This is a genomic window from bacterium, assembly GCA_035530055.1.
GTDB lineage: Bacteria > UBA6262 > WVXT01 > WVXT01 > WVXT01 > WVXT01.
On the sequence record DATKVN010000019.1, the window covers coordinates 1 to 17,243 of the forward strand.

Sequence of the window (17,243 nt, forward strand, 5' to 3'; positions counted from 1 at the left end):
AATTTGCATCCAATTTCCTTGGAGAAATAGACAGGAACCTTACCAATCGCCCCGTTTCCTACCAACGAATTATCGATGTTCCCTTTCACCTTCTCTCTTCGATTTTTCCTCTCATCATATCAGTTCTTTTAGTGCTCTCTACCTGACGGTTAATAAAAGCCCATATCAATAAAAATGCAATTATAGTTCCCAAAACGGAAATACCAAAGAAAAACAGATTCAATTTCTTCTGCTTCTTCTTCCTCATCCCCTGTTCCAGCCACTCCTCTTCAGTCAATGGTCTTTCGGGTTTCATCTCTTCTTCTTTAAACTCGTAATTACAGAATCGGCAGATCTTCGCTCCAGCTTTGACAAACTCTGCACATTGTGGGCACTTCTTCGATTTCTCAAAAACTCTCGATTCCGGAGAAAGTAGTGCCCCGACAATAAAGGCAATAAGAGGACTGGCAAAAAGACTTAACAAAAAGCCGAGAACGCTATTTAGCCCCTTCTGTTTATAATAATAACCAATCAGAACTGCCAAGCCAACCCAGACAACAAACCACATAGTTTCCCTCCAGAATCATACTTTTCTAACCGGAATTAAGATGATTTATCAATTCACCCTTCTACTATTATTTTATGTCGCAGTTTCTTTTTTTCAGACCTTAACCGCTTCTCTTTGAGGATTCGCTCCTTTGTCGAAACTGATATTTTAGTGGGAATTCTTCGTTTCTTTTTCCTTTTTAACCGTTCCAATCTCTCGTTAAGTCTTTTCAGAGCAAGCTGTCGATTTCTCGCCTGGGAACGAGACTCAGTGGCAATTGCTGTTATCCCTGTGGGAATATGGCGGATTCGAACCGCTGTTTCCTTCTTATTCTTCCTTTGACCGCCTGGTCCCCTGCTCCTATAATATTCTATCCTGATGTCTCGAATTTTGTGTCTCATACCTGTTCCTACAGTGAATTGTAGTCCACCATTCCTCTACTCACCTATAATCTTGATTAGAACTCTTTTTCTTCTTTGACCGTCAAATTCCCCATAAAAAATCTGTTCCCATGGTCCAAAATCTAATTTCCCCTTGGTTATGGCAACCACTACCTCCCTGCCCATAATAGTCCGTTTCAAATGAGCATCTCCATTATCTTCTCCGGCCAAATTGTGCTTATACTTTTCTTTTCCATAGGGAGCAAATTTTTCCAGCCATTCACTGAAATCCTGATGTAAACCACTTTCATCATCATTAATAAATACGCTTGCCGTAATGTGCATGGCATTGACAAGGCAAAGACCTTCTTTCACCCCGCTTTTTCTCACAGCTTCTTCAACCTGCGGAGTTATGTTTATGAATTCGCGCCTATTTTTTGTATTAAACCAAAGGTGTTCCGTATAAGATTTCATAAGAGTTATACCTCCCATTTTGTCCCGAGTCATCGGGACCTACAAATGTCTGGAGTGTGAAACGAAAGTTTCACCCTGGTCAAGCTTTCGCTTGACACTCCAGCAAATGGTTATAGGCACAGATTTCCCGATTGAAAATCGGGATGCAAACTATTTTTGCGACACCCTAAAACAGTTGTTTACCTATTCCTCGATACTTATTGCGTCAACGGGACAGCTTTCGGCAGCTTCCTTACAGGATTCTTTTGCTCCTTCAGGAACTTCGTTCACAATGACCTTGGCTGTATCATCATCGAGCACAAACACTTCCGGACAAGTATCAGTGCAGACTCCACAGCCAGTACACAATTCCTTGTCAACAGTTGCTTTCATTTCCACCCTCCTTTAATGAGCTCACAACCCCACACCCAGTTTGCTGAGTGTGTGGGTTGTATGAGCGAATTAAACCCAGCCCTAATTTTACTAATAAGGCTTGATATCGAACATAAAGGATGTTGTTAAACAAAAGCCTGTTTATTCCGATCTTAGGCATTGTAGTAAAATTAGGGCTGGGTCAAATTCAACCAACAGACTTATGTTCACTACGCTCCATAAGTCTGGGTTTCATTTGACCTAAAACTTATAATCTATGGAAACTCTCCCTGCGTTCTGGGTCACATTAGGCTTTAATTCATAGTCTTTCAATTTCCACTTATATTCCGTCGCCAAAGCTAATTTGCGGGTGATAATCTCTTTCTCAAACTGAATGCCCAGGGAATAATTAGTCTTATCCCTTTCTCTTCCGATAGTATAATCGTAAAAGCTCACCCCGAATTTTAGCTGGGCCTTCCAATTATTTTTCCGGGAATATTGGGCTTGCATTTCCACTGAGTCTTTGTCATAACTTGAAATATTACTTTGGGAATAGTCTGTTTCCCGGTGGAGATAACTGAAGATAAGAGATAACCTGTTGATATTGTCTTTTAATAATAGATACCTCCACCGATTTTCTATTTCATACCAGTGGTAATCATAATCAGCAGTTGTATAATTCTTATCATAATCAGTATATTTTAGAACCGTATACATCCTTTCCCGGACAGGATGTTCTGTTTTCAGCCACCACCTGCGGTATTTAAAATAGTAGTCGCCTTCCTGTTCTTCCTCTATATCTTCGTCTTCATCCGTATATTTCTTTCCTTCTTCTATCGTCCCTGCCAATTCTGATAAGAAGCTAAATTTAGGCCTTACTTTTACGCCCAGGCCGTAGATAAATTGATTTGTATCCGACTGAGAGTTAAAATCTGTCTGACGGAAATTGAGAAGCGCGAGAAATTGAAGCCTCCTATCGTAGAAATATTTCTTGCCTTCCACTCTTTCGGAGAACTCCCTCCTGTCTTTCCCTTCGCTCAGGAAGTAGTCATAGTTTTTATACCCCAGCTCTCCCGAGAGACTCCATAAATCTTCAATCCTGTAAGTAGACTTTAACTTTAACAGCCACTGACTGTTGGTATATATATCTTTTTCTTTGTATCTCTTCTCCCGCCAGCCTAAGTCTAAGTCCAATTTCAGGCTGGAATCCTTTTTGGTAAAGAGAGAGTAATCCCAGTAGCTTTTGATCGATATCGTATTATTATTTAAATCTCTCCTGTCTTCATATTTCTTAGTATAGGAATTGTAGACAAGCTTCAGATTGAGCGGTTTTCTAATTGGGTAGTCATATCTCAAATAATATTTGGCGTAATCGTAGGCTAGGGTCTTTTCTGCTTCAATGGCTTCTTTTGTGCTTCTGTTTCCCGCTTCAAAGAACCCGCTCAGAGTAGGCTCAAAAGCGTATGCCAAACGGGAAAAGAGCATTACAGCCGAAATTATGGCTAATTTTGGAATACTTGAAATTTATGTCCCCTTTTTTCCAACCGGAACTTGAGCGATGAAAACATTTTTTCAGAACTTTTTAAAGTATCAGAACAAGTCCAAAATAGTTGCCTTTACAATCGTCGCTCTTGAGCACTTCTATCTTGTAGCCATTGTTTCTGGCAGTCTGGTAAACATCTATCCCGGACGCTTCCATTGAAGGCCTTGCTTCATATGGTTTCTTGCAGGTTTTATTAACGTTACACGTATTACATAGATCGCATGGCCCTGCCCCCATGCCATAGGCTTTATAATAGCCTGAAAGAAATGCTTTCCTTTCTAACTTGGCCACTATTCCCCTGATATCCGTATAGTCATCACCATGGATTAAAATTGCCTTCCTGAATTGTTTCAGTACTTCCCTGGTTTTCTCCGGCGTGGGCGAATACGGAGGGCAGGTAAGACATTCTCCGTAACCGTCGCATCCGTACTGGCACTTCAGCCTTACCCAGGGAGCAGTGACAACAGTGTCAACGGAGATTACTTTGGCATTAACCGCTCCCGATTTTTTGGCAAATTTACATAAAGACTGAAGATCTTTCTCCATGCTCTCCACCAGAAAGTAATTTAAGATTAACAGGCAAATCTCTCTCGACCACTGAAGGTCTATTTAGAATGAATATTCAAATATGTATATTAGTGTTTTTTTGACCAAAAAGTCAAGAAAAATGTAGTAATCAGTTGGGAAATATTCTCTTAGATGTTTGGGAAGGAAAAACTCATCCGGAAGAGGTGGGCCTAAACAACTTCCTCCAGTGGAAGGACGAATACCTTTAGGCCCTCTTTCTTGTAGATAGATTTCAGCTCTTTCATTCTGTTTAATACTTCATCTTTCTTTTCTTCTTCGACAGCAATAAATAGTCCGTGATTCACCTCCGGCCAGACGTGAGTATCCAGGTGGGGAACGGAATGGGTACCAGCGCCATGGATGGAAGGTAGTTTAGTGTAGGCTTTGACCTTTGCTTTTTCTAATTCTTCCATCACTTTGCTTTCAATTACAACATTATAGACGAGAAAGATGAGTTTCATCGCCTGCTCCTTGCATTCTTTCTTCTGGCGATGCGAGTTTCAAAAATAGAATAGAGCACCGGGATGAACACCAACGTAAAAAATGTTGCCACGATAAGTCCTCCCACTACGGCTCTGGCTAAGGGAAAACGGAGTTCAGCGCCCTCACCGATTCCTAAAGCCATAGGGCTCATTGCCAGAATAGTAGTTAAAGCAGTCATCAAAACAGGGCGAATTCTAGTCCTTCCTCCTTGAATTATGGCCTGTCTGAGCTCCAGTCCCCGTGCCCTGAGGAGATTGATATAATCCACAAGCACGATGCCATTATTGACCGCGATGCCTGAAAGCATGATTACCCCAATAAAGGCAATAATGTTGAAGGTGGTATGGGAGAAGAAAAGAAGCCAGACCACCCCGATGATTGCAAGAGGAAAAGTGAACATAACGATAAAAGGGTCAAGCAAAGATTCGAACTGGCTGGCCATAACCATGTATACCAGGAAAATAGCTCCCAGAAGTGCTATTCCCAACCACATAAAAGATTCTCTCTGTTCCTTTGCTTCGCCTGCCATTACTATGGAAAAGTCCCGGGGAACCACAATGTTTTTCAACTTCCCGCTAATATCCCTGACGACAGCTCCCAGGTCTCTTCCCTCATAATCTGCACTCACGGTTATCAGCCGCTCTTGCATTTTCCTATTTATTGTTACGGGTCCCTTTGCCGGTCTCATTTCGACAAGAGTGCCCAAGGGAATCCTCTTACCCTGAGAAGTAAAGATTGGTATATTCTTAATATCTTCTATATCTTTTCTGTCGCTCTCCTTAAGTCTTACCAGAATCGGGTACTCTTCCCCTCTCTCGCGAAATTGAGTTGCCACTTCGCCGTAGATACTGGACTGTATGGTATTAGCGATAGAGGAAACGTTCAGTCCAAGAGCTGAGGCGCGTTTTCGGTCTACGTATATCTGGAATTCCGGCTTTGCTTCCTCAAAGTCAGTCTCCACATCGACTGCGCCAGGCGCGCCTTGCACAATTTCCTTGACCTGCTGGGAAAGCTCTTTAGCCTTTGCGAAATCGTATCCATATATTTCTATAGAAATCGGGCTACCTGCCAAGCCCATCATCATCCTCCCGCCGCGGCCCCCGCCAAGATTCATCCTTACCCCGGGAATATTCTTTAGTTTCTCTCTCAGCATAGCCATAATTTCCCACTGTGACCTCTTTCTCTCTTTCAAATCAACCAGCTCCAGAGCAACCTGGGCAGTATGAGCGCCAGCGCGTCCACCGCCGAAGCCCATACCCGTTCCGATTCTGGAACGAACGTACTCTAATTCAGGAGTATTCGACTGTACTATCTTCTCCACTTTATTGACCACCTCTTCCGTAGCTTCCAGCCGCGAACCAACGGGAAGCTCCAGATTTATTTCTATTCTTCCCTGGTCAAGTTTGGGCATAAATTCTGTCCCCACAAGGTGCAGAGGCCACACAAGCGTAAGACTGATAAGAAAAAGCCCTCCCACAGCCATTATCGTCAACTTTCTATGATCCAGACACCAGTTCAGGAGTTTCTCGTATCTATTTTGCAGCCGGTCGAACCAGTTACCGACTAGACGGTAAATCTTAGACGTCATTTTTCCAGATGGATTATCGGCCCTGACGACAATAAGTCTGGAGGCAAGAAGCGGAATTAGAGTCATGGCGACAAATAATGAGACTGTGAGGGAAAGAGTAACGGTAAGAGCTTGCTCTCTGAACAACACGCCGGCAATCCCGGGAACGAAAAATATGGGAAGAAATACAGCAATTGTGGTGAGTGTGGATGCTACAATAGGCATAGCGACTTCCCTGGTTCCCCATATGGCACCCTCTTTTGCTGGCTCTCCTTCTTGCCGGTGCCGGAAGATGTTCTCCAGAACAACAATAGAATTATCCACGAGAAGTCCCACTGCTAAGGCCAACCCTCCCAGAGACATCATATTGAGCGTCAACCCGGCGAAATCGAGAGCAACAAAACAGGCAACTATGGAAAAGGGAATAGAAAGAGCGATGATAATAGTGGTCCTCAAAGAACGGAGGAAAAAGAGCAATACAAGCACTGCAAGAATCCCCCCCTGAACGGCAACATTTGACAAATTTATTATTGACTTCTTGATAAACTCAGACTGGTCCATAATTATTTCAATGCGCACTCCTCCGGGAAGCTCTCTATTCAAGCGACTTATCTCTTCTTTTACCCTAGCGGCAGTCTCCACTGTATTAGCCTGGGTGCGCTTCTGGATAAGAACCAGTACGGAAGGCTTGCCGTTCAGCCTCATTTCTCTCTCTCTTTCCTTGAAACTGTCCTCAACCACAGCCACGTCACGGAGATAGATAGGCGTGGTTTCTCTTGTAGCCACAACAATATTTTCAATTTCGTCGACCGAACGAAACTCACCTAACGTCCTTATGAGATATTCGGTACGTTCCTCTTTTATGTCCCCACCGGGCAGATTAAGGTTTTCGTCCCTGACAGCGCCTACCACCTTTTCAATGGAAAGCCCAAAGGCCTCCATTCGCCTGCGGTCAAGCCGAACCTGAATCTCCCTTTCCAGCCCGCCGTGCGTGTCAGCCACGGCCACGCCATCTATCCTTTCCAGTCTGGGCTCGACTTTATCCTCGGCAATCTCCCTCATCTGATCAGAGCTCAAATCTCCCGAAAGTCCAACAAAGAGAATGGGCATCATCGACGGGTCAAATTTGAATATTATGGGCTCCTCTGCGTCCTCGGGAAGCTGGTGTTTAACAAGGCTTACCCTTTCCCTTATGTCAGAGACAGCCACGTCCATGTCTGTGCCCCATTCAAAATCTATGATTGTTGTGCCAACTCCCTCGCGGCAGGTAGAGCGTATTTCCTTTACACGGTTTATTGTGGCCACAGATTCCTCTACGGGACGGACAATCAACGTCTCAATATCCTCCGGGCCGACCCCGCTATAGTTAACTATGACCGCTGCTGTGGGAAAGGTGATATCGGGCAAAAGTTCGGGTTTTAATCTTAGAAGTGAAACTATTCCTAAGACACCAATAGCGATGAACACCATCGTATATGTTACGGCTCTTTTGATTGCTGATTCGAAAAGGCTCATTGCTCCACAACCTCCACTCTATCCCCATCTTTAAGGTAGTGTTGGCCGGTAACGACCATTTTCTCACCAAAATTGAGTCCAGATTTTACTTCCACCAGTCCCTGTTGAGATATGCCTGTTTCTACCACTTTTTTCATAGCGCTTCCGCCTGCAACAACAAAGACGAACGAACTCCCTGAATTGGGTTCCTCCAATATCGCATCCTTCGGTACTACCACAGCCCCTTTTGAGGAAACTACAACAATGTCTATCTCAGCAAACATTCCTGGCTTCAAGCTGTGATGAGGATTGGGAAGAGTAATTTCGGCGTAGGCGCTACGGGTGATGGGGTCGACAACAGGGCTAAGGCGCGTTAGTTTTCCATTAAAGGTTCTATCAGGATAAGCGTCAACTCTAACCCTTGCTTGTTTTCCTTTAGAAACCTTCACCATATCTTTTTCCGGAATACTGAATTCCACTTTAACCCGGTCCATCCTGGCAATTAGCGCTACCGGGGTTTCCAGCCCGATCGTACTTCCTTTGTCAAGGTAAAGACGCCCCACGGTTCCGCTCAAAGGCGATTTCACTTTTGCTTCCTCAAACTCCATGCCAGTGACTGCCCGGTCAACTAAAGCTATGACCTGGTCCTTTTTTACCCAGCTTCCTTCCTCTACTAGATACCGAGAAAGCCTGCCCGTGGCTTCAGAATAGACGGTCACCTGGTCCTCTCCCTTGATGTCTCCGACAAAAGAGAGAATCAGTTCTAAATCTCCCGACTTCACTTCCTGGATAGCTACTGGGACAAGGCCTTCACCAACATCCCTCATCTTTTTATCTACGTTTTCTTTCCTTGTGATTACTCGATAGCCTATTCCAATGATAAGAACAATGATTACTATCCAGATAACTTTTCTTCCCATCTAATCCTCCCTAATATTCCGCTATTTTTGATTAATCTCTTCCAGACTAAAATCACCTGCCCATTGCTTTTTCAAGTTTTGCCTTTGCTATTTGATAATTTGCCAGAGCCTGCAAGTAAGCTGTTTTGGCCTCTGTCATTGCCAGCTGACTATCCATGAATTCTAAGTTAGTTATCAGTCCGCCAGTATACCTTTTTTCAGCAATGCGCATCGCCTCTTCAGCCTGGCCCACATTTTCCCGCTGAGAAATAATTGTCTCTTCTTCCTGGCGAAGATTAAGGTATATTTCTCTTACCTCAAGTTCAATCTCTTCATTTTTGCCTTCTAAGTTATACTTCACCTCTTTGAATTGCGATCGGGACTGAAGTACTTTTCCCTTTGTGGAAAACCCGCTGAAAATCGGAAACTGCAGAACTACCATGGCATTCCATTCCTTCCCCCACTCATCTTTCCAGTGGTAAGGCTTCTGAAACTGATAGTTATAAATGGTTGAAAGGAGTGGCTTATTGGAGGCACTCGCCAAGCGGACCTGGGCGAGAGCGATGTTTTCCTGTTCTTTTAAGGAGATTATTTCCGGTCTATTTCTTAGAGCCTCCTCTATGGCCAGGGAAAGCTCTATCTCCGTTGCTTCGTATTTGAGTTCCCCTTGAGGTCTCACTTCTGTCCGGGAAGGAAATCCAAGCAATGACTTGAAGCGGTTTTCAGCCAGGGTCAGACTGTTCCTTGACCTGATCAATTGAGGTTTAAGGTTGGCAAGCTCAACTCTGGCTCGCAGGAGGTCAAATTTAGAAGCTAACCCATTCTCATAACGCTCCTCTACCTGCAGGAGATGTCTCTCCATCTGAGCATAGGATTCCTGGGAAAGGTTCAGGAGTTCTCCGGCCAGGATGAGATTATAAAAAGACTCGGTTACCTGGAATTTAAGAAGATTCTTTTCTTTTCTATAATCTTCCTCGCTTATCCTCTGATTTGAACTGGCCTGTCTGTAGCTATTCTTGATTCTTCCCCAGGTGAAGATAGGCTGTTCAATCGTTGCCGTAGCAGTATACGTATCCTGGCCCCTAACGACAACGTCATTTCCTCCCCCGATTGATATTTTCTGCCCCTCACCCAGCCGAAGATAGTTGCCCCCAAGAGAAAGTGTAGGCAAGAATCCAGCTCTGGCCACAATCAATTCTCCCTTAGCTACTCCCAGTCTCTCTTTTGCCGCCAGGATCTTTTTATTTCCCTCCAGAGCAATTTCTATACTTTTCTCCAAGGTCAGTTCCTTTATCTCCTCAGCCCAGGAAGGCAAGGATGAGAGGCAGGCGAGAAGAATAATGACGCTTGAAATTACTTTAACCCGGACGTGAATCATTTGCTAATCCCCTTAAGAAAAATGTCCATTACCATAAGCTTGTATCTATCCGGAGGATTTTTCTCATCCTTAACTAACCAGTCGAAGATCACTGACCTAATTATCCCCATAAAGGAGGCTGCTGCCAGGGTTGGCTCAACTTTCCTGAATTCCCCGGACTTTATCCCCTCTTGAACTATCGAGGCTATTCCTTCCATCGTCTTTCTGTGCTCTTTTATAATATAAGAACGAACTTCCCTCAAAGTAGTGGCGTATAGCTTTTGGGACTCGGAATGTACAATTCGCATGAACTCTCTATTTTCTCCAACGTATTCAAACATTTTGGAGACGACTGCTTCCAATCTTTCCCCATTGGAGAGTTGGCTATTCATTATCTCTTTAAGCAATTTTCTTTGTCCCTCTAGTCCCTCTTTGATGAGGCTCAAGAAGACCTCCTCTTTTCTCTTGAAATAGAAATAGAGGCTAGCCTTTCCAAAGCCAGCTTCTAAAGCAATATCCTTCACAGTAGTTGCTTCATATCCTTTACGGGAAAAGACTCTTTTGGCTGCGGATAGAATCCCTTCTATTTTGGCCTCTTTTTCTTTCTCTTTCCTTTCCTCTCTTTTCATTCCGCCCTCCGGGAATGGACTGTTCGGTCGATAACCCGACCTGTTGGTTTAATATTATACCACTTCTCGGTATTTGTCAAGTACATTTTAAAAAGAAAAAAGTGACAGGTACTTTTTTAGGTAGGACTTACAGATGGGTTAAGAGAGGATGATTTACTGCTTTTCCTTGCGTGAGTATTCGTCCATGATTTTTTTCTCTTCTGCCGTTAAACTATCAACACCATGTAGCAGAATCTTGTCAAGAATTTGATTAATTCTCTCTTCAATTTTGTAAGATTTAGTTTCGTATTTTTTCTTTCTTTTTAAACTGATTTTTGGCAGCCGTAAGAATGTAAATAGTCTTTCTGGATGAAAACGATATTTCCAGAGGGGAAACTTTAAATATACATAACCTACTAATAAACCGCCAAGATGACCAAAATGGGCAATGTTAGACCTCCCCCTTGAAATCCCAGCCAACAAGGCAACAGCTCCAATCAGAATAACAAAATGTTTTGCTTTGATAGGAAAGAGGAAGTATAGATAAATTATAGAATCGGGATATAGCATTGCAAATGCGACGAGAATTCCGTAGATTGCCCCTGAAGCTCCTACAACTGGGATTCTGGAATTTAGTGAAGTGATGAAGATAAAAAAGCCAGCTCCTAAACCACAGGTAAAATAGTACTTAAGGAAGGATTTAGTTCCCCATTCTCTCTCTATCGGTTTTCCAAACATCCACAGGACAAATAGATTTATTAACAGGTGGAATAGTCCCCCGTGAAGAAACATGTGGGTGATTATTTGCCAGAGCCATAAACTCTTCACCACCCGGTAAGGGACTAAACCAAAAATGTACAGAAAATTTCTTCCTACAAACATCTGAATTATGTATACAGAAACATTGGCGATTATTAGCCATTTTATCGCCCTGCCCCATCGACGGGAGAATAAAGGTTGTTGATAATATCTGTAAGCCATTTTGGTTCAAAAGATTAACGATTTTTAAGCTCTTCTATATAACGCTCGAAGTTCGATTTCATCTCTTTGAGAGAATCACCGCCAAACTTCTCTCTCATTGCCCGGACTATCTCTAAAGCGACTACTGCCTCTCCAATTACGCTGGCTGAAGGAACAGCGCAGATATCGGCTCTGACGACCTCAGCGGCAACCTCTTTCTTTGTAATCATATCTACCGACTTGAGGGGTTTCTTCAATGAAGAGAGTGGCTTCATTGCTACCCGGGTGATAATATTTTCTCCATTACTTATTCCGCCCTCAATTCCACCAGAATTATTAGTCTTTCGGTAGTAACCCTTACCTGCTTCATAGAAAATCTCATCGTGTACCTTAGAGCCAGGTTTTCTGGCAATGACAAATCCTTCACCAATTTCCACTCCCTTCACTGCGGGAATGGACATCAATGCCTGAGCCAGCCTGCCATCAAGCCTTAAATCCCACTGCGTATGGCTCCCCAGCCCTAGTGGAGGATTAATAACTAACACGGTGAACACTCCCCCCAGGGTATCTCCTGATTTCTCTGCTTTTTTAATTGCTTCTACCATCTTTTTTTCCGCGCCCTTATCCGGACAGCGAACTGGAGATGACTCACTCGCTTTTTCTATCTGTTCTGGACTTAATTTTGAAATTCCGGCCTGGATACCACCAATCTCTTCAGTCATACTCACCACTTTGATGGCGAACTCGGCCAGGAGCCTTTTGCACACAGCTCCCACTGCTACTCTGGCAGCAGTTTCCCGAGCAGAGGCCCTTTCCAGGATATCCCTTAAATCCTCACGGCCATACTTCAGGGCACCAGCCAGGTCGGCATGACCTGGTCGGGGACGAACCATCCTCCCTTCCATCTTTTTATCTGAGGCATAAATAGACATCAATTTTTTCCAGTTTTCCCAGTCTTTGTTAATTATGGTCATAGTAATGGGGCTACCGATAGTTTCTCCCCAGCGTAAGCCAGAAGTAACTTCCACTCTATCTTTCTCAATCTTTTGCATTCTCTCGCCCCGGCCGAAGCCTCTCTGTCGCCGGGCAAGTTCTTTATTAATCTCTTCCTCTCTCAATTTTAATCCTGAAGGTATCCCTTCAAGTATCGCATGCAAACATTTCCCATGAGACTCACCAGAGGTAACATAACGGAACATAAGCGCCCTCCATTGAAAGTTTTTATCTATTCCCTTTCTTTCTTAAAGAATTCGAGCTCCCATAAGTCTTTTTCTTGATCATATTTTAAGATATAAATGTGTTTATCCTTGTCTCTTACTTTGAAATAGAGACAACCCGGGCTATACCATTGATCGATTATTTCCTTGATGAGAAATTCTCTGTTGTTAATGGTAAAACTGATAGGTCTTTGGTTAGCTTTATAATCAGAATAACATTTTACTTTTAGCATTGCCCTAAAAGCTCTTCAAGAATTTTATTTCTCATTACTTCTATAGGTGCCTTCTGACCTGTCCAGATTTCAAATGAGGCTGCTCCCTGATGTATCAACATTCCTATTCCGCCCAGAGCTTTTAATCCTCTTTTTTTTGCTGCTTCAATTAATGGAGTTTCTCTATTATAAACCACATCATAAATAAAAAGGTCTTTATGGAGATACTCAGGGTCAACCACACAGGGATCTCCTTTCTTCATGCCCATTGACGTGGCATTGACGAGAAGGGTGCTTCCCAAGAGGGTTTTTGCAAATTCCTTATCATCGGGAAAGAGGGCATAGACTGGACAATCGGGAATGTTTTCTCGAAGTCTCCCTACCAGAGTTTCTGCCCTTTCCACTATCTTATCAGTAATAACCAGTCTCTCCACTCCCCTCTCAGCCAATTTTACAGCTACTGCCTTTCCTGCCCCTCCTGCACCGATCAGAAAAACCTTCTGACCTTCGAGTTTTACTTTGCCATCGGTGAGTAAAGATGTGATGAAACCCTGACCATCCGTATTATAACCTATAAGTTTTCCCTCTCGATTATGAATCGTGTTTACAGCACCAATTAATTTAGCTTCGGGCGTGATTTCATCCAGGTATTTCATAACTTCTTCTTTATAGGGGATGGTTACATTTGCCCCCGCGACATTTGATGCCCTTAAACCCGTTACTGCTTCCTTCAAATGAGAGGGCTTTACCGAAAAGAGGAGATATACAAAATCGAGCCCCAGGGATTGGAAAGCAGCATTGTGCATAAGTGGGCTTCTCGAATGCTCTACCGGATAGCCAATCAATTTCACAATTTTCGTAGAACCAGATGGTTTCATCTTTACTCACCACTAATAAGAAGATTGGAGATTCTTATGGTAGGAGAACCTAAACTTCCATAAAATTCTAAGTCATCGCCAATGGCGTCGATGGAATTCAAAAGGTCGAGAACATTGCCTGCTATGGTGACTCCGTGGACAGGAAAGGAAAACTTTCCTTTATCTATCCATAATCCACTAACTCCCACGGAAAAATCTCCCGAGACAGGGTCTGCTGTGTGCATTCCCATAGTCTCCATTACATAGAGCCCTTTATCTATACTGGCAATCAATTCCTCCCTTTTGGTCCTTCCTTTCTCCAGAAAGAAATTGGTGATCCCCACAGAGGGTAAAGCCTTAAAAGAGCTCCTGGAAGCATTGCCGGTTGAGGCAACTTTATCCTTTCTCGCAGTATAGGAATCGTAAAGGAATGTAGAAAGTATGCCATCCTTAACCAGAACTGTCCTTCTTTTCGGTATACCTTCGTCATCGAAGGGAAAGGTAGCTACTCCTCCTCTCAAGGTGCCATCATCAATAATATTGACAATCTTATTGGCAATCCTCTTTCCTCTCTTTTTTGCAAATGGAGACTTTTTCTTCTGTACAGAGTCGGCGCCAAGACCTCTGGCGATAAACCTGAGAAAACTGGAAACCACCAGCGGTTCTAAAACGATAGATGCCCTCTGAGTTTTTAGCCTCTTCGCTCCCAAAAGAGAGACAGCCCGACGGGCTGCATTTTCAGCAAGCTTCTTGAAATGGAGCTCTTCAAACTTCCTCTTCTCAGCAAAATCGGAGCCAAGCTGAATCTCTTTACTTCTCTCCCTCAGAAACATTTTAGCCTCAGCCACAGCAATCAGGCCACAAGAACAGTGGGTACCTCTATAACCTGCTTTCAGTCCTTTCGAATTGAAGATAAATATTTCCTGCTGGCTATCACTATAGGATGTCCTAAGTACTCTTTTTACCCTCTCATCGTAAGCAAGAGCCTTCTTTTCCATCTCTTTAATTTTGTCGATTTTTATTCCCACGGGAATTTTAGTCAACTCTTGGTCATATAAATCTTCATATAAAAACCTATTCGACTTTTTTTGCCTGCTGACTTGGGGCAAAGAGTTGCACTCATCGGGAGTAGCGTTTAAGGCATTATTCTTAGCCTGCTGAATTAACCTCTCAATACTCTCCCGGTCAAAACCAGTAGTATAAGCAAAACCCATCCTGTTTTTAGAAAAGATTCTTAAGCCAATTCCAGAACTATACGGGGTATTAAAATTTTCCAGTTTCTGCTCGGAAACATCAATACCGATTGCCCGAAATGTCTTTATATAAACTTCAGCTTCTTCTCCCTTCGAACGGCAAACTCGCTCGATTATCTCCTCGCCTATTTTTGAATAGTCCACATTGAATCCTTTTTACTTAAACATTAAAATATTATTTCCTTACAAATCCACCATAGAGAAAAATGATGGAAATGATTAAAAGGACCACACCTATTTTCTTACGGTGGGTTATCAATAGTTGATCGTTAAACAGATACTTTCGGCCCCAATCGTTAACCCTTATTATAATTGTTGGCCGGTAGAGATAACCCAAACTGATAATGAGAAAAAAAAGACCTATCAAGACCTCTAATAGTCTCAAATTAAACCTCCTCATTTATGTTAATTTTAACTAAAATTACCATAAAACCAATGCTTTGTCAACAGACTTATTTTAGACAGACTTATTTTAGAAGAGCCCTGGCTGGCGTTTATATCTAAAATAGAAATTAGGCTTACCCTTTAACCATTCAATATTCATCTTATCCATTTACAAAATCCCTATGCAAACCTATGGCTTATTGCAAACATTGAAATCTACTATTTTTCTATTTACTTCTGCTTTATTTGCAACGTTCCAGGTTCTCTTAGAACTCCCTTATAAGTAGAATCTAAACTGACTGCCTTGGTAAAATATCTGGCAAATTCCTTTAATTTGCCCGTTCTCTTATAGACTATTGTAAGATTATGATAGGGAACAATCCAGTCAGGGTCAATATTTAAAGAATCTTTATAGCTCTCAGTGGCTTTTGAAAATTCATTTTTATGGAAATAGGCATTGCCCAGACTGTTATAAATCGTTCTATTGTACGGTCTTAAAGGTCTTAGAGCCAAAACTTTCTTATAATGAGAAATTGCCTCATCATACAATTTTCCTTTGGCGTAAGCCATACCAAAGTAATAGTAAAAATCAGCATTGTTTTTACACTCATCTGGAAAATCTCTTAAGAGGTTTGAAAAGGTCTTTATAGCTTCATTATATGGGCCTTTTTCAGCGTAGTACTTAGCCAAGGAGAAGTATGGCTTAGAAAGATTTGGATACATCTTATATGCCGCTGCGATATGATATAATGCTTTTTCATAATCTTTTTTTCTAATGTAGTTTTCAGCCAACTGAAGGCGTGCGTCCATTGATTGGGGATAAATATTTACATTTTTTTCTAATAAAGTTACTTCATCTTTCCAGTCTCTATTCCTTGCGAAAGTTACAAAAAAATAAAAACAGGTAATGGAAACAAGAAGTAATGTCCCTATTTTCTTTAAATTCTTGTCAAAAAATAGTCTCTTAAGCAAAAATGCTACAAGCAAACAAAATCCTAGAGATGGGATATATAACCAGCGTTCCCCATAAATTACACTTAAAGGTATAATCTGCGATACAGGTAGGAGGCTTATAAAAAAATAAAAGATTGAAAAGCTGGTTTCTTTAGAAAATTTTTTCATTTTAAGGGCAAAAATTAAAATTGCAACTAAGATTAAAACTGAAAAAAATTCCATTGGAGCTGGAATATAACCTATTATCTGATGAGGATATATTAAAACCAAATTTAGGGGTAAAAAAGACACCCAGATGTATCGCAAAATAGAAGGCCCCATGTAGGACAAAACCCTTAAATGTAACTTACTACCAAATGGACTTCCATAATAAAGTTCATGCTTGCCAACAAATTTGCCTGGTAGTTCAAACCCGCGGGCTATTACGATCCATATAAGAACTATGAGAAAAAAAGGAAGGACTGAAACAAGCAGTTTTTTTCTTTCTTTTTGCTGTGAAAAGAAATAAATATACAAAACTATAATCAAAGGCAAGGAAGCCGCCATTTCTTTTGAACACAGAGCTAAAATAAACATAAAAATAGAAAGTAAATAAAACCCTTTTTTAATTTTTATATTCCTTATACTCTTTAAATACAAAAAGAATGACCCTAGAAAAAATAGACAGGCAAGTAATTCCGTCCGGTAAACCACCACATTAACTGCCTCGGTATGTATAGGATGTATTGCAAAAATCAATGCTGTAATGGACGAGATTGTTCTATTCTTGAATATATATCTAATGAGAAAATAGATTAAGATTGTATTTAATATGTGGACAAAAATATTAAAAATTCTCCAACCATATACATTTAACTTAAAGAAATGGTAATTTAAGAACAATGTTAATGTATAAAGAGGCCGGTAAGTTGTCTCACGGAAATATGACAGATATTTCGAACTGAAAAGTAACGAAAGATTATCTAATCGTTTTATATACCCGTTTTCTACAATACGTCCTGGATCGTCCCAGACGAATGGATTTTGAAAAGTATTTATAAAAGAAAAAAATGCAAGAATTCCTATTATAATCAAAATTATTTTTTCATTTTTCTCCCACCAGTTAGATATTATTGTGTTGTTTTGCTCTTTCATAAATAACTCACTTTTTGTCCGTC

Annotated in this window: 18 protein-coding genes; all 18 read right to left on the reverse strand. The window is 41.7% G+C overall.

From position 1 onward, the window contains the following. Positions 1-85 precede the first annotated feature (85 nt). The 18 genes from VMW39_01955 to VMW39_02040 all read right to left on the reverse strand — a co-directional run bounded on the left by VMW39_01955 (position 86) and on the right by VMW39_02040 (position 17,220). Positions 86-547, reverse strand: a complete 462-nt coding sequence (locus VMW39_01955) for a zinc ribbon domain-containing protein (GenBank protein ID HUW22783.1) — start codon at positions 545-547, stop codon at positions 86-88. A gap of 53 nt (positions 548-600) precedes the next feature. Continuing rightward, positions 601-927, reverse strand: a complete 327-nt coding sequence (locus VMW39_01960; protein ID HUW22784.1) for a peptide chain release factor-like protein — start codon at positions 925-927, stop codon at positions 601-603. A gap of 36 nt (positions 928-963) precedes the next feature. Further along, the gene (locus VMW39_01965) at positions 964-1,380 is read right to left on the reverse strand and encodes a secondary thiamine-phosphate synthase enzyme YjbQ (GenBank protein ID HUW22785.1); all 417 of its coding nucleotides are present in this window, start codon (positions 1,378-1,380) and stop codon (positions 964-966) included. 183 nt (positions 1,381-1,563) lie between these two features. After that, positions 1,564-1,752, reverse strand: coding sequence for a ferredoxin (locus tag VMW39_01970; GenBank protein HUW22786.1), 189 nt, complete (start codon positions 1,750-1,752; stop codon positions 1,564-1,566). Between the two features lie 240 nt (positions 1,753-1,992). Beyond that, entirely contained in the window at positions 1,993-3,216 is a 1,224-nt protein-coding gene (locus tag VMW39_01975) for a hypothetical protein (protein HUW22787.1), read from the reverse strand. A gap of 97 nt (positions 3,217-3,313) precedes the next feature. Further along, the gene (locus VMW39_01980; protein HUW22788.1) at positions 3,314-3,820 is read right to left on the reverse strand and encodes a DUF2284 domain-containing protein; all 507 of its coding nucleotides are present in this window, start codon (positions 3,818-3,820) and stop codon (positions 3,314-3,316) included. 191 nt (positions 3,821-4,011) lie between these two features. Next, positions 4,012-4,302, reverse strand: a complete 291-nt coding sequence (locus VMW39_01985; protein ID HUW22789.1) for a hypothetical protein — start codon at positions 4,300-4,302, stop codon at positions 4,012-4,014. Beyond that, positions 4,299-7,406 carry an efflux RND transporter permease subunit gene (locus tag VMW39_01990; GenBank protein HUW22790.1) on the reverse strand — a complete coding sequence of 1,036 codons (3,108 nt, stop codon included), beginning with the start codon at positions 7,404-7,406 and terminating at the stop codon, positions 4,299-4,301. The genes VMW39_01985 and VMW39_01990 overlap by 4 nt, the downstream gene beginning before the upstream one ends. Next, positions 7,403-8,305 (reverse strand): efflux RND transporter periplasmic adaptor subunit, encoded by a 903-nt coding sequence (locus tag VMW39_01995; GenBank protein HUW22791.1) that lies wholly within the window; start codon positions 8,303-8,305, stop codon positions 7,403-7,405. Before VMW39_01995 ends, VMW39_01990 begins: the two co-directional genes overlap by 4 nt. Positions 8,306-8,357: 52 nt before the next feature. Then, positions 8,358-9,662 carry a TolC family protein gene (locus tag VMW39_02000; protein ID HUW22792.1) on the reverse strand — a complete coding sequence of 435 codons (1,305 nt, stop codon included), beginning with the start codon at positions 9,660-9,662 and terminating at the stop codon, positions 8,358-8,360. Then, on the reverse strand, positions 9,659-10,270 hold the full coding sequence (locus VMW39_02005) for a TetR/AcrR family transcriptional regulator (protein HUW22793.1): 612 nt from the start codon (positions 10,268-10,270) through the stop codon (positions 9,659-9,661). Before VMW39_02005 ends, VMW39_02000 begins: the two co-directional genes overlap by 4 nt. A gap of 153 nt (positions 10,271-10,423) precedes the next feature. Next, positions 10,424-11,230: a rhomboid family intramembrane serine protease gene (locus VMW39_02010; protein HUW22794.1), complete on the reverse strand. Its 807-nt coding sequence runs from the start codon at positions 11,228-11,230 to the stop codon at positions 10,424-10,426. Positions 11,231-11,244: 14 nt separating this feature from the next. Continuing rightward, positions 11,245-12,408, reverse strand: a complete 1,164-nt coding sequence (gene aroC / locus VMW39_02015) for a chorismate synthase (GenBank protein ID HUW22795.1) — start codon at positions 12,406-12,408, stop codon at positions 11,245-11,247. Between the two features lie 26 nt (positions 12,409-12,434). Continuing rightward, positions 12,435-12,659, reverse strand: a complete 225-nt coding sequence (locus VMW39_02020; protein ID HUW22796.1) for a hypothetical protein — start codon at positions 12,657-12,659, stop codon at positions 12,435-12,437. Next, complete coding sequence (locus tag VMW39_02025; protein HUW22797.1) at positions 12,653-13,516, reverse strand: shikimate dehydrogenase; 864 nt, start codon at positions 13,514-13,516, stop codon at positions 12,653-12,655. Before VMW39_02025 ends, VMW39_02020 begins: the two co-directional genes overlap by 7 nt. A gap of 2 nt (positions 13,517-13,518) precedes the next feature. Beyond that, on the reverse strand, positions 13,519-14,892 hold the full coding sequence (locus tag VMW39_02030) for a TldD/PmbA family protein (GenBank protein ID HUW22798.1): 1,374 nt from the start codon (positions 14,890-14,892) through the stop codon (positions 13,519-13,521). A gap of 31 nt (positions 14,893-14,923) precedes the next feature. Beyond that, on the reverse strand, positions 14,924-15,133 hold the full coding sequence (locus VMW39_02035; GenBank protein ID HUW22799.1) for a hypothetical protein: 210 nt from the start codon (positions 15,131-15,133) through the stop codon (positions 14,924-14,926). A 230-nt stretch (positions 15,134-15,363) separates the two neighbouring features. Next, the gene (locus VMW39_02040) at positions 15,364-17,220 is read right to left on the reverse strand and encodes a DUF6056 family protein (GenBank protein ID HUW22800.1); all 1,857 of its coding nucleotides are present in this window, start codon (positions 17,218-17,220) and stop codon (positions 15,364-15,366) included. Between the last annotated feature and the right edge of the window lie 23 nt (positions 17,221-17,243).